The sequence below is a fragment of the Pantoea anthophila genome, from assembly GCF_006494375.1.
In the GTDB taxonomy this organism is placed as follows: Bacteria; Pseudomonadota; Gammaproteobacteria; order Enterobacterales; family Enterobacteriaceae; genus Pantoea; species Pantoea anthophila.
On the sequence record NZ_VHIZ01000041.1, the window covers coordinates 85,774 to 99,727 of the forward strand.

Here is a 13,954-nt window from a genome sequence, read left to right on the forward strand (position 1 = left end):
GGATTATTTAAAATCCGCGTAAGGGGTCAGCGGCTGTGGCGGCATATCCAGGTCCCCTTCCCAGCCACCGGCAGCATAGCGCACATAAAGCAGACCATGACTCGGGGTGTAATCCTTCGCCTGCTGGATATCCACACCGGCACCGATAAACCAGTTCGACGTCAGCCGTCGCTCAATCACTGCCTGCAGCGTATAGCCGGTACCGCCGCCGGAACTGCTGGCAGAAGAGGGGTTACTGGCAAGGGTATAGCCCGGATTAACCGGATAGCGCTGCTGGGCATGGGTTTGCGAATGGGACCAGGAGACAGAGCCGCCCAGATCAAACGACCAGTTCTCTGTCCGCTGCCGCCAGGTGACCGGCACGGAAAAAGAGAGATACTGCTGCGGGCTGTAGTAGCCGCCCTGGCCGAAGGTGTAATCGCTGAGATCCTTCTGATAGTGCCAGAGCATGCTGTTCAGCCCGACGGTCGCCCGGCGGTTGTCGCTGTTGATGAGCTTATAGTAATAGCCGCCCATCAGGCGCTCGCGGCTGTTATCGGCGACATTTTTGCCGGTGATCTGATGCGCACTGATGTCGCCCCAGACGCCATGCGCGCCGCCCTGATCGTAACTCAGCCCGATGCTGCCGCCGGTGGCCACTACGCCGCCCCAGCTTTTGCCGCCGCTGGCTGCGGGATCGCGCGTCCCGGCATAGGAGAGCAGCGAACTGGCGATCGGCCTGCGTGAGGCCGTCAGTGTGACGCCGAGCTGTTTCACATCGGTTTTCCAGCTCAGGCCGCCGGTCCAGTTCGTGACTTCAAAACCCAGCGGCGTGGTACCGAGGTCAGCGGACCAGGTCGCGTTATGCCAGCCCGCGGCCAGCGCCGTCCCGCTATCGCGCTGGCGGTTGTCACGATTACAGCCGCCAGAATTGGCATCGTCGCAGCTGCCAAACAGGGCGTCGATGCTGCCGTTTCGGGTGGTAAAGGTGCCTGCGGAGACATCGACCCGATCAAGACGGAAAAAGCCCCGGCCATCGGCAAACGGATGTTCCGCCTGCAGCATGGTGGTGTGCGCCGTAAAATCGGAGATGCCGCCGGTGCCGCTGTTGCGTGAATAGTCCTGCTGCACCGTGAGCGTGGTCTGCTGCTGACGGTAGAGATCGGCCGTGTCGCTGCGCAGGCTGCGCTTCAGCCAGTCATCCTGGGGATCGTTGCGGGTTGCGCGGCTGATATTGCCACTGCTCGCGATGCCGCTGGCCGTCATCGCCTGACGATAGTCTGCCAGTGCCTGTTCAGGCTGCTGCTGCGCCCCTTCCAGCCGTGCCACATCACGATAGACCAGCGCTTTATCCTGCGAAGGGGGCAGCGAGGCGGCACGCTGTTTCAGATCGGTCAACAGCGCCGCGGCCCGCGTGGTTTCACCGACCGCCTGCCACGCCAGCGCCGCGCGGCGATCCGCATTCAGCGTGCTCTGCTGCGGCGGCAGCGTCTCCAGCGACTGACGGGCTTCGCCGTTGCGCTGCAGCGCCACCAGCGCCTCAATCCGTCCCAGCGCCGCATCGCGGTTGTCCGCCTGGCGCGACAGCACCTGCTGATACCCCTGCAGCGCCTGCTGCGCGTCCCCCCGCGCCAGCGCCCAGTCCGCCAGGGTCAGATCGCGGCGGCTGGAATCCGGCTGCTGCCGAAGCAGCGCGATTGCGGCAGGCTCATCGCCCGCCTCGCGCAGGGCATCGGCCTCGGCAAAGCGCTGATCCTGCGTCAGGCGGTCAGCCAGCTGGCGCATATCGCTGCTCCATTGTGCTTCCGGCAGACGATGCAGCGTGGCGCTGGCCTCAGCGGCGTTATCGTTGCCCGAGAACCAGAGGGCGGCGGCGTAGAGCGCGGTGCTATCCTGCGGGTGCTGCTGCGCCACGCCGCGCATCACCGCCTCCGCCTGCTGCGCACGACCGCTGTTACGCAGCGCACCCGCCAGCCGGTAGCTGAGCCAGACGTCATCCGGCGTCAGCGCCAGTGCCTGGCGATAGCGATCGGTGGCCTGGGGCCAGCGCCCCTGCTGCGCCAGCGCATCGGCCTCCGCGCGCAGGCTGTCGCTGCGCAGCGTGCGAATCGTGTCGGCCAGAGCGCGCTGCTGGTCGGCGGGCAGCGTATCGATAAATGCCATCTCGCGGGCGGGCGATACCGTCCGGTAAAATCCTGCCAGCCGCCGCACCGCGGTAATATTGGTGCCATCCAGCCGGCGCGCTTTTTGCCAGAGCCGTTCAGCGCCGGGCGCATCGTTGCGCGCCATCGCCACATCACCCAGACCAATCAGGGCGTAGCTGTCACTGCTGTCATAGGTTTGCGCCGCGCGGTAGGCCTTTTCAGCCCCGTCGATATCGTGCTGCGCCAGCGCTTTATCGCCCTGCTCAATCGCCAGCCAGTAACGACTGGTCTGCAGCAGCGACTGCCATTTGCCAATCAGCGTGCTCTGCTGACCCGCCTGAATCGCGCGCTCCAGCCAGCGAATGGCCACCTCACGATGGCCCGCGCGGGCCTGAATCTGCCCCATTGCGCCCATCAGTTCGGCATCCCCGGGATTGCTCTTCAGCGCCCGTTCAAGGGCGCGCATGGCGCTGTCATCGTTACCGGCATCGACCCGCGCCAGCGCCTGCATCCGGTCACGATAGGCGGGATCGGCCAGCTGGCTCTGCTGCTTCGATAACGCGTCCACACCCTGTTGATGAGGCTCGCCGTCGGTAAATACCGCCAGATAGGCCTTCAGCTGCGCCACGCTGCTGTCGCTGACCGGCTGGTCAGTGATCTGCTGCAGCCAGAGGTCGGCGGCGGCCTCACGCCCGCCGCCGCGCTCCGCCAGCCGCTTCAGCTGTGTAATTGCCTGCTCCGGCTGCTGACGCGCAAAGGCCATGCGGGCGATCTGTAATCCGACCCCGACGTTGCCAGGATAGCGCTGCTCCAGCACCTGAAGCTGTTGCCAGGCCAGATCCTCCTGGCCGGGAAGGCGCGCCACCAGCCGCCAGTACTCCAGGGCAATGTTAGGATCGGGGAAGACGCCGTTAAACAGGGCATCGTAGGCGCTTTTCGCCTCCGCCAGTCGTCCTGAGGTGGCAAGCAGCCGCGCCTGCTGCAGTTGCTGCCGTCCGTCAGACGACATCATGCGCAGGCCGGCGGCAGATTCCCGCGCCGCAGCGGAGTCGGGCGCCAGCCGGTTGAGCTGATCCAGCAGGGTCTGTGCGGTGGTGAGATCGCCCTGATGCAGCGCCAGTCGCAGACGCGCCGCCAGCACCTGGGGATTCTCCGGGTCAATCTTCTCCAGCCGGTAGAGCGACTGCTGCACCAGCTCATACTTGTTGGTCGATTCGCCGATGCGCACCTGGGTCAGCAGCCAGTCAACCGGTGAAACCTGCGGACCGGCGACAGGCGCAGCCTGCCCCGGCAGCGCACCCAGCAGGCCGATCAGCACACCTGCCCGCAGCAGAAGCGACTTATTCATCTTCATCATCAAGCAGACGGCGGCGCGAGATAAGACGCATCAGACGCCAGACCAGCATGGCAAACAGCACCACGACACCCACCGAGCAGAGCGCCAGCCAGAAAGGATGGGTAGCCAGCGCAGCCCAGAGCCGCTCCCACCAGGGGAGGTGGCCCACATAGTAGGTCTCGCCGACACGCAGACTGTTCACACCCGACTCACGGACAATTGCCGTAGAGCCTGAGATGGCCGCACGTTTGCCGCTGTCAGCCAGCGCCTCATCGAGCAGCTGCCAGCTGCGCGGACTGCCATCGGCGAGCAGCGCAACCACACTGCGCTGATCGTAGAACGGCGACTGGAAACCAATCACGGTCGCCAGCGGACCCCGGGAGCCGATGGCGGTGGTGCTTTCTGCGCTGCGTTCCGCCTCGCTGAGAGTCTGAGCCGGCAGAGATGCCCGTCGCGCCGGGGTTTTCAGCCAGCTGGCGGTGGCGTCAACCAGCGCACTGATCCGGCGGTCGTCCTGAAGATCTTTGGGGATGTCGCCGATCAGCAGCAGATCCGCGTCCTGCTTCTGCGCCGTGCGCCAGTCGTCGGTAAGCTGCACGCGCAGCGCCGGATACCCGGTCTGCGCGCCGATATTGCCCAGCGCATTCAGCAGGGTAGCAACCTGCTGCGCATCCGGATCCGGCTGAACCAGCACCAGCGTCTGGGAGAGATCGGCGTAGCGGCTGAACGGGAAGCCGGCATTCGCCCAGGTCTGCAGCGACGGCATTTCGATGTAGTGGCGATATCCGGAGAAGTCGATGCTGGAGTTGTCGTCCACCACCACATGATTGCTCACCGGGGTGACGGTTTCGCAGCGTCCGTCCGCCGTGCCGCCCATAAAGGTCGTGGCATAGTCGAAATCGAAACGCAGCTGATTCATCACGCCCAGACGGAGCGCCGGGATTTTCAGCTCATGACTCTTGTCTGTCGTTCCCTGCAGCAAGGGAAGGTGCAGCAGCTGCTGTCCGGCCGTGTTTTTCGGCTGCAGCGGGTAGTCCTGAATGAACTGATTGTTCAGGTTGACCGCCAGCCTGGAGCCGTCCGGCTGGGTGGGCGAGGTGTAACGATAGTTCAGATCCATATCGATACCGCGCGCCCGCACCAGGAAGAGATCGGGTGGCAGATTCAGCGTCAGGCTGATCGGATTAGGCTGCAGACCGTCAGACTGTAACTGATTTTCATATTGCGTCAGCTCGGCAAAGGTCGTGCGGCGATCGGTGCGTACCCAGTTTGGCGCATCATAAGGCTGGCGCGGGGCCAGCAGCGTGACGCGGTCAATGGTGGAGGTATCGCCCCGCAGCAGTAACTCGCCCTGCGCAATGCCCTGCACGGCCGTCAGCAGGTCGTCGTCGTTGCGGCCCAGAATCAGCAGCATTTTCGCATAGGGATTGTCAGGCTGACTGACGATCTCTACGGTCGGTTTGCTCACCGGCGGCAGATCTTTCAGGAATGCCGGGCGCGCATCGTTGGTGGCAAACACCACCGCGTGCTGTTGCTGCGGCAGCTGGTTGTAGAGGACCGGGAAGCGCTGGCCGCGCCAGGCGGCTTTGCTGCCAAACCAGGAGGCGAGGATGGCGGCGGCCCGCTGCTGCGCGACATCGGGCTGGGCGGCAAACACCATCGGCAGGGTCAGCGGCCGCGTGTCGCGCGCATCAAAGAAAGGCTCCGGGAAGTGTGACAGGTCGTTTTTCAGCGGCAGCTTTTGCAGCGTCAGATCCAGGCTGCTGGCTTTACCGATATCGAGCCAGATGGTGCTGTTGGCCGGGTTTTCACAGATGTTGGCGTAGTGACCGACCAGCTCAAAGCGGACGCGGTTAAAATCGGCGATAAACCGGGGGTCCAGCGCCAGCTGCGTCTGATTCTCTTTGCCGATCTGCTCCGGCGTCAGGGTAATCAGGCTCACCAGCTCATCGTTGAGATAGATCTTCAGCTGCGACAGGGTCGGCAGCAGCGCAGGCGATGGCCGATAGCTGAGGTTCAGCATAGCACTCGTGACGACTTCGTCGCTGCGCACCCCAAACTCAATCTGCCCGGTGGTGCGCGTTCCGCGCAGCGTCATGCTGCCTGGCGGCGGTGCCAGCTTAGCAAAGCTCAGCTGGCTGTTTCGCAGCGGCGCAGCCGACGGCTGCGGCACGGCCTGCTGCGCCGTCTCTCCGGCCGCGCTGACCGGTGCATTTTCCTCTGCTGCAGCGCAGCTTAATGTTGCGGAACCCAGCAACAGCGCAGCGACCCACCTGTTTATTCTCGTTGTCGTCATATCATCAACTCAATGCAGATTTTTTGAGGCGGGCACGCGTCCGATGCCTTGCGGCAACAGCGAAGCCAGCCAGCTTACCCCAGCGGTAAGCAGGTTAAACAACCGACGTAACTGCGGCGGACCATATTCCGCCAGGCGCAGATAACCTTTGAAGCCGAGGATCATGATATCGGTGAGGCTCTGCACCGGTTTATCTTCCGGGAAACCGTCCTGCCACAACGCCCAGGTATCGGCACGGGCGAAGGTACACTGGATAAAATCGATGTGCTGCCGGGTGGTCAGGGACTCAAGGCGAACGCCCGCCCGACGGCCAAAGACGCGCTGCACCGTGCAGGGGAAGCTGAACTCCTGCTGACCGCGACGCAGCAGCAGCCAGACCTTTTCATCCTCCCGCAACGCATCCGGCTCGCGCAGCTCCAGACCCACCCCGCCATCGGAGTAGTCCCGCAGCGTACAGGGCAGCATGTGGCCGTTTTCGCGCGCAATGGCGGCAGGCATCGCAATCTCCACGCGATGGGCCTCACGGATCTGCCGGGCTTCAACCGAGACCGCTACCGCGCCCCCCAGAATCACCATGTTGTAGATGACCCACACCAGGCTGACCCACACCGTTAACACCTCGTTGGCCGGGCCGTGCTGCATGCGCCAGAACGCCATCCCTACCCCCGCCAGGTTAAGCAACACCAGCAGCATATAAGGCCGGGTGATGACCCAGTCCAGATGCCGCTTCTCCACCAGCCCGCCTTTGGCGGTGACGTTAAACTTGCCTTTGTGGGGATTGATCAGCGCAACGGTCGTGGGCAGGGCGATATACCACGCCAGCACCGTTTCGTAGACTTCACTCCAGAACGAGTGCCGCCAGCGCCCCTGAATACGCGAGTTGGTCAGGCTGGTGTGCAGCATGTGGGGCAGCACATAGACCGCGATCGCCAGCGCGGGCGCGTAGATGATGTAGGCGTGGCAGAGCAGAAACGCCAGCGGAGCCAGCAGGAAGATCAGCCGCGGAATGCCGGAGAGAAAGTGCAGCATGGCGTTGGCATAACAGAGTCGCTGCACCCACTTAAGCCCTTTACCGAACAGGGGGTTATCCAGACGGAAGATCTGCACCATGCCGCGTGCCCAGCGGATTCGCTGTCCGATATGCGCCGACAGGCTCTCGGTCGCCAGTCCGGCGGCCTGAGGAATACGGATATAGGCCGAGGTGTAACCCAGCCGGTGCAGGCGCAGCGAGGTATGCGCATCTTCCGTTACGGTTTCGACCGCGATGCCGCCAATCTCCTCCAGCGCGGTGCGGCGCAGAATGGCGCAGGAGCCGCAGAAGAAGGTCGCATCCCAGGTATCGTTGCCATCCTGAACCAGGCCGTAGAAGAGTGATCCCTCATTCGGCGTGCGGCGAAAGCGGCCCAGATTGCGCTCAAACGGATCGGGCGAAAAGAAGTGGTGCGGCGTCTGCAGCATGGCCAGCCGGGGATCTTTGATAAACCAGCCCATGGTCATCTGCAAAAAGGCGCGCGTCGGCACATGGTCGCAGTCAAAGATCGACACGAAGTCGCTGCGGCAGTGCTTTTTCAGCGCATGGTTGATGTTGCCCGCTTTGGCGTGTTCATTCGAGGGACGCACCACATAGTTAACGCCAATGCTGGCGGCGAACGCGCGAAATTCGGGCCGGTTGCCATCATCCAGCAGATAGATGTTAAGCCGGTCTTTCGGCCAGTCGATACCCAGCGCGGCGTAAAGCGTCGGCCTGACCACGCTGAGCGGTTCGTTATAGGTCGGAACCAGCAGATCCACCGACGGCCACAGCGCACGATCGGCAGGCATCGAAACCGGCTGACGGTTGAGCGGCCATAGCGTCTGGAAATAGCCCAGCACCAGCACCACCCAGGCATAGGTTTCGGCGGCGATCAGCAGCAGACCCAGCACCAGGCTGAGCGGGTCATCCCAGTTGAGTGTCGAGGTGTAACGCCACCAGAGATAGCGGCAGGATACGGTCAGCGACAGGACGATCAGCATCATGGTCGGTAAGCGGCCCGGCACGCGCCGCACCACCATCGCCAGACTCCAGAGCAGCAGCACAAAGATAAACTGCGTCAGCAGGTCAAAGGGCTGGCTGATACAGAGCAGCGCCAGTACCGACGCGATCACGCCCATCCCGGCCAGGAGAGCGTAACGCAGCAGGGGCGGCAGTCTCTTCAGCCGTTTTTCCGCCCGCGCGCCCAGCCCCTGCGCCTCTGCCTGCCTGCCACGCCTGTCGAGCCAGCGATAGACCCGCTGCCGCCAGCCAGCCAGCGTGGCGAAGCCGTTCACGCGGCGGCGGCCATCACCCGGCAGGATAAACACCAGCCAGAGCGTCTGGATCAGATAGCGCACAGGATCAAGCGGCTGCGGGCGTTCGGGCGAAATATGCGGATAGAGGCGGCGGCGCTGCTGAATAATCTGCTGCCAGCCCGGTGCCTCCAGGCGCAACAGCGTCACCGCCAGCCCGCACCAGAAGAGATGCAGCGCGCTGGCGAAGCGGGATGCTCCGTTGTTCCGGGCGGTGCTGTAGCGACGCTGCAACGCCAGCCAGGCGGGTCGGGTCAGCAGCCAGCGCAGCGGGTTCATACGCGATCGCCTTTCAGATGAAGCAGCAGCCAGTTCGCCAGGGTGGTGAGCTCTTCGCTGACCAGCGCGTGGGGCCGGTATTCTCCGACCGGCTGCTTCATCATCAGCGCTTCTGACAGCGCTTCATCCCGGTGGATCAGCAGCGGGATCAGCGGATTCAGCGACGCCATCCAGAGCTGATGCAGATCCTGCTGCAGGCGGCTGTTGGCGTTGAACTGGTTGATCAGAAAACGGGTCGCCGCAGGAAAGCGTTGCTGACTCAGGCGCAAATGGCAGTTCGCATCGGGCGTAATGACGCCGAGCAGGCCATCCAGCTGCGCATAGAGCGCTGCATGCCACGGCGCGCTTTCGGCGGGCAGATCAAAAATTATCCAGCCGTAGCGCGCCCGCAGCGCCGGTAGCGCCGCCAGCAGCGGGGCAGCAATCGTGCTGTCCTGAACCGCAGCGGAGGCGGAAGCGGAGAGCTGACCATAGGGAAGCAGATCCGGCCCCTGCGGATAGCGCCGGGCGCTCTGCAGCCAGTCGCCGCCGTGACACAGCGCCTGCATCCAGCCCTGCTCCGCCTGCACCGGCAGATTAAAATGCATGCCGAGCTGGCTGACCGGCGAGCCGTCAATCAGCAGAACCTGTTCACCCAGTGCCGACAGCGCCCAGCCGAGACCTGCGCAGAGAGAGGAGGTGCCGACACCGCCCCGGATGCCCTGAAGTGCCATCAGCGCCATCAGCGATGCGGCTCCGGCTGTGCGGCAACGGTTTCGGTTAATAATGGCCAGCGCGATACGATCTCTGCCAGCCGTTCTTCGCGGGCAATATCGATATAACGGAACGCGTGCAGAGAAAAGGCGTCACGCAGTGCGCTGATATCATCCTGAGGTCCACCCTCAACGGCGACCGGCGTATAAACATTCGGGTTTGTCATTATTTTTCGCCACGAACAAACAGTGTCGGATTGAGGACAGTGGCCTCTTCGCCTTTTTTCTGAAAAGGGGTTTCCAGAATAAGGACGCTATCAGAAAAGCGTAATTGGCCTGTCGCAGTAATTTTTAATTCGTCAGGTTACAACCTGTGCTGACTATAATAAACTAGCCTGGGCTGGAACAATATCGAATTCATTATGAAAAATTCTTTTTCACTGGGGCTGCGACAGGTTCAGCCTGAAGTCATAACGTTGCAAAATCCCGGTTTTTATTGGGTCACCTGCGCACGCCAGCAGGATATGCGTGCCTTTATTCGACAGGTTATTTCCCAGCAGCATGCCGTAACGCTCATCAGCGCCGGGCTGCCGCCCCGCGAGCTGCTGACGCCCGACCTGACGGGCGGCCCCGACCGTATCCCGCTCTTTTCTCTGCCGGCAAATAAAAAAAGTCTGCTGCAGCTGGAAAGGGATTTATCCCGCACGCTCAGTCATAAAAGTGGGCTGGTGATCTTCAGCAGCAGTACGGCGCAATGGGATAAATTAAACGAAGCGAAGTTGCGTGACTGGATAACACGCATGCGCAGAATGTTGCGCAAACGAAATATTACACTTCTCATCGTCACCACCGGTATTACTCTTTTTAATCAGACCAGCTCGCTTCAGCGTTATTATCGTCAGATAGACGGACTGGCTTATTTAACCGTTGAGCAGGATAGCTGGCTGTATCAAATAAGCTGGTGGTATACCGGCGAAAGACTGTTTGCCGATCGTACGCTTCGTCTGGGCTATGAAGATGCGCATTTCTTTGCGTTAAAAGAAACGCAGGAACCGCTGAGCCTGAATGATGAGCAACACTATCTGGCCGATAAAAGCGTGCTTGAAGGCGCGCCGCCGCTTTCCCGCCAGTGGCAGCTGTTTGACGATAATCAGCAGGTCTGGTTGCAGGCGCAGCAGGCCCATGCGGCCACCGTGATCTTCAGCCTGAATCACAGTGAACAGATCGGTGAACTGGCAAAAATGGTGCACAGCCTGCGCCGCGCGCGCGGCAACGGGCTGAAAATTGTGGTGCGTGAGATGGGCGTCAGCCTGCGTTACAGCGATGAGCGCCTGCTGCAGGCCTGCGGCGTGAACACCATTGTGCCCACCACGGCGGCGATGTCGCGCTTTCTCACCATGCTCGAAGGGATTCAGGGGCAGCGGTTCAGTCGTCGCGTGCCCGCCAGCCTGGATGCGCTGATCGCCTCCCTGCAGCCGCTGCATGAAAAAGGTTATCTGCGCCTGGATGCGTTCTGTGAGGCGGTCAGCCAGTTAATCAGCAACACCCTGCTGCCGGAAAATGACAAAGGCCTGCTGGTCGCCCTGCGCCCGGTGCCGCAGCTTACCCCTCAGCAGGTTCTGACGCTCTGCAAACCGCGCCGCTTTGGCGATCTGGTCACGGTGCTGGAGGATCGGGTGATTCTGTTCCTCTCCTCCTGCCGCTACAACGACCTGGATAAAGCGCTGAAATTTATCTTTTCACTGCCGCACGATGAGCTGTTTGCCAACCGGATTATCTGGTTTGAGGACAACCAGATCCTCGCCGAGATCGGCAACATTAAAAAAATGACGCCGATGGCGCTGCAGGTGCTGACGCCGGTTTCCGATTCGGTGCGCACCGCGGAGACCCCGCCAGTGGCCGCGCCGGAGCGCCCGGTTCCGCAGCCCATTACATTACTGCCGGAGAGAGAGTCCTGATGAACCTGATGGATTGGGTGCAGATTGCGCTGCTGCTGCTGTTCATTTTGCTGATCGCCAGACCCGTGTGGCAGCAGTGGCTGCCGCGCCGCTGGAACGGTCTGCTGAATCGCCTGTTACCTGCACGTGCGCTGAAGTCTGAGGGGCACTGGCAGCGTCAATCTTCAAAAACGGATGCCAACATTAATGAAAAATGATCAACCCGCTGCGGCCCACGCTTCCCGTTTGTGGTCCTGCTGGCGCGGCCTGGGCGGCTGGAATTTCTATTTCTTAGTGAAGTTTGCCCTGCTGTGGTACGGCTATCTTAATTTTCACGCCCTGAGCAATCTGGTGTTTCTCGCCTGGCTCCTCTTCCCGCTGCCGTCGCTGCGCCTGCATCGCCTCCGTCACTGGATCTCCCTTCCCATCGGGATCGGGCTGTTCTGGCATGACACCTGGCTGCCCGGGCTCAGCAGCCTGCTCAGCCAGGGCGACCAGCTGGCGGGCTTCTCCGCCGCTTACCTGCTCGATCTGGCTGACCGCTTTATTAACTGGCAGATGTTAGGTGCGCTGTTTGTGCTGCTGGTGATCTACCTGTTTGTTTCGCCCTGGATCCGCATCACCGTGCTGGTGTCGCTGATGATGATCTGGCTCAACGTGCTGACTATCGCCGGCCCGGCGATGTCGCTGCTGCCCACGCGCGCCGTCACGCCGCAGGTGGTTCTGAATCAGACGCCCGCCGCCGCCAGCCAGCCCGCGGCGGCACCGGAGGGGCTCGACCAGTCGGCTGCCCCCACCAGCGCCAGCCTGACCGCCTGGCTCAGCCGCTTTTATGAGAGTGAACGCAAGCGCGTCACCCACTTCCCTGACAGTCTGCCAGCCGATTCGCAGCCGTTCGACATTCTGGTGATCAATATCTGTTCGCTCGCCTGGTCTGATATGGATGCGTCCCAGCTGCGGAATCACCCGCTGTGGCAGCACTTCGACATCATGCTGACCAACTTCAACTCGGCCACCAGCTACAGCGGCCCGGCGGGGATTCGCCTGCTGCGTGCCAGCTGCGGTCAGACCTCGCACAGTGATCTCTATAAGCCCACCGATTCACGCTGCTATCTGTTCGATAATCTGGCGAAACTGGGCTTTAAAGAGCAGCTGATGATGGATCATACCGGTGTGTTCGGTAACTATCTCAAGGAGTTACGCGAGTCAGGCGATATTCAGGCTCCGCTGATGTCCCAGGCGGGTATCGCGCCGGAACTGACCTCGTTCGACGGCTCGCCGGTGCTTAACGATGCCCAGGTGATGCAGCGCTGGCTGGATGACCGCAGCAAGAGCAGCGATGCGCGCAGCGCCACCTTCTACAATCTGATCCCGCTGCACGACGGCACGCGCGACCTGGGCAGCACGAAAACGGCCCCGTGGAAGCCGCGCGCTCAGCTGCTGTTTGACCAGATCGACGCCTTCCTGACGCAGCTGGAGAAATCGGGCCGCCGGGTGATGGTTCTGGTGGTGCCGGAGCATGGTGCCGCGCTGCAGGGCGATAAAATGCAGATGTCCGGCCTGCGCGATATCCCCAGCCCCGATATCACGCACGTGCCGGTGGGAATTAAGTTTGTCGGCATGAAGGCACCGCATCAGGGACAGCCCCTGAATATCGATGCACCAACCAGCCTGCTGGCTGTCTCAGAGCTTGTCTCGCGCGTGGTCGATGGTCAGGTGTTTAATGCGCCGAATGTGAACATGTCGGTGCTGACGGACAAGCTGCCTCAGACGCCTGTCGTATCGGAGAATGATGGTGCGGTGGTGATGATGTATCAGGGCAAACCCTGGATCCGGCTTAACGGCGGCGACTGGGTCGCCTACCCGCAGTAGCGCAGCGATGGAGGGGTTCAGGCGCGGCGACGCGCCTGAACCGGAATGAACCCGCTGCTATCCGCAACAGGGCGCTGAGCAATCAGCGCTTCTCCTGAAAAGCCTGCCAGGTCAGTAACTGCAGGCTGGCCGAAAAGTAGTTCTGATCCGCCGCCAGCGTATCGCTCAGATAGCCCGTCTCATTCAGCGTCAGGTCACGAACTGCCAGCAGACCGCCCTCAAGATGGTAAGGGGCCGGGGTATTCGCCAGCACGTCAAACCAGGCTGGCGTCAGCATCCGGCTGTAACCCTGCCAGACGCGCTGAAACGGCACCAGCGCCAGACTGTGCGGGTCATACCACCAGATGTTCAGCGGCACGCGAATGGCGTCGTAGCTGAAGCGGCTGGAATAGCCGACGGCCGGGGCAACCGTACCGTCAGCATTCAGCGCCACCCAGTCCAGCGGCAGGCCGGTTTTCCCAAAGCTCAGCTTACCCAGCAGATCGAAGCCGTCATTGATCAGCTTATCCCAGACCTGGAGATGGCTGCGCTCGCCAAACTCATGCCAGGCCTGAAACAGGAAGTAGGAGGGGTTCAGCACTACAAAGCTGCCTTTGTTAAAGCCCTGCGCCCCCGGCAACAGCACGGTGTGCCCGCCAAAATTCGCCACATCCAGCCGGATGATGGCACGCTGGATGCGGTCAGAGGCCTGCTGATAGCTCTCAGCCTGCCACTTCTGCGCGGCACGCTGCAGCGCCCAGGCGAGCAACACATCACCATCCGAGGCGTTGTTTTTGTCGGCAACCGGATTGTCACTGCCCGGCACATAGCGCCAGTAGAACAGCTCGGTCTGCGGATTACGCAACTGGGTGCGCGTCCACTGCCACAGCCGATCAAAAGTGGCGCGGTCATCGTTAGCGACCGCCAGCAACATGCCATACCCCTGACCTTCAGTGTGACTGACATTGTTATTGGCGGTGTCGATGATCCGCCCTTCAGGGGTAACAAAACGGCTTTTAAAAGTGTCCCAGCCGCTGGCACTGGCCTGCGCGCTGCAGGCCAGCAGTAACACTGAGCAGATCCAGCCCAGCCAGAATGGCTTACGTTTCATAGTT

At 61.8% G+C, this 13,954-nt stretch carries 9 protein-coding genes; 3 read left to right on the forward strand and 6 right to left on the reverse strand.

Annotated features, from left to right (window positions below; all coding sequences use genetic code 11):
• Positions 1–3 precede the first annotated feature (3 nt).
• Genes bcsC through bcsR form a run of 5 tightly spaced genes read right to left on the reverse strand, consistent with a single transcriptional unit; the run spans position 4 to position 9,278 of the window.
• Positions 4–3,471, reverse strand: a complete 3,468-nt coding sequence (gene bcsC, locus FJW00_RS10115; RefSeq protein ID WP_140923941.1) for a cellulose synthase complex outer membrane protein BcsC — start codon at positions 3,469–3,471, stop codon at positions 4–6.
• Entirely contained in the window at positions 3,464–5,755 is a 2,292-nt protein-coding gene (gene bcsB / locus FJW00_RS10120; RefSeq protein WP_140923943.1) for a cellulose biosynthesis cyclic di-GMP-binding regulatory protein BcsB, read from the reverse strand. The genes bcsC and bcsB overlap by 8 nt, the downstream gene beginning before the upstream one ends.
• A 9-nt stretch (positions 5,756–5,764) precedes the next feature.
• The gene (bcsA, locus tag FJW00_RS10125) at positions 5,765–8,359 is read right to left on the reverse strand and encodes a UDP-forming cellulose synthase catalytic subunit (RefSeq protein ID WP_009088393.1); all 2,595 of its coding nucleotides are present in this window, start codon (positions 8,357–8,359) and stop codon (positions 5,765–5,767) included.
• A complete protein-coding gene (bcsQ, locus tag FJW00_RS10130) occupies positions 8,356–9,081 on the reverse strand; it encodes a cellulose biosynthesis protein BcsQ (protein WP_140923945.1) in 726 nt (241 codons plus the stop codon). Before bcsQ ends, bcsA begins: the two co-directional genes overlap by 4 nt.
• Positions 9,081–9,278: a cellulose biosynthesis protein BcsR gene (bcsR, locus tag FJW00_RS10135; protein ID WP_009088390.1), complete on the reverse strand. Its 198-nt coding sequence runs from the start codon at positions 9,276–9,278 to the stop codon at positions 9,081–9,083. The genes bcsQ and bcsR overlap by 1 nt, the downstream gene beginning before the upstream one ends.
• Before the next feature lie 195 nt (positions 9,279–9,473).
• On the opposite strand from bcsR, the gene bcsE reads away from it, so the two are divergent.
• The 3 genes from bcsE to bcsG are packed head-to-tail and all read left to right on the forward strand — an operon-like array spanning position 9,474 to position 12,860.
• The gene (gene bcsE, locus FJW00_RS10140; RefSeq protein WP_140923947.1) at positions 9,474–11,009 is read left to right on the forward strand and encodes a cellulose biosynthesis protein BcsE; all 1,536 of its coding nucleotides are present in this window, start codon (positions 9,474–9,476) and stop codon (positions 11,007–11,009) included.
• A complete protein-coding gene (bcsF, locus tag FJW00_RS10145; RefSeq protein WP_009088386.1) occupies positions 11,009–11,206 on the forward strand; it encodes a cellulose biosynthesis protein BcsF in 198 nt (65 codons plus the stop codon). Before bcsE ends, bcsF begins: the two co-directional genes overlap by 1 nt.
• On the forward strand, positions 11,196–12,860 hold the full coding sequence (gene bcsG, locus FJW00_RS10150; RefSeq protein WP_140923949.1) for a cellulose biosynthesis protein BcsG: 1,665 nt from the start codon (positions 11,196–11,198) through the stop codon (positions 12,858–12,860). The genes bcsF and bcsG overlap by 11 nt, the downstream gene beginning before the upstream one ends.
• Before the next feature lie 82 nt (positions 12,861–12,942).
• Here bcsG and FJW00_RS10155 read toward each other — a convergent pair whose 3' ends face one another.
• On the reverse strand, positions 12,943–13,950 hold the full coding sequence (locus tag FJW00_RS10155) for a family 8 glycosyl hydrolase (RefSeq protein WP_058958313.1): 1,008 nt from the start codon (positions 13,948–13,950) through the stop codon (positions 12,943–12,945).
• Positions 13,951–13,954 lie beyond the last annotated feature (4 nt).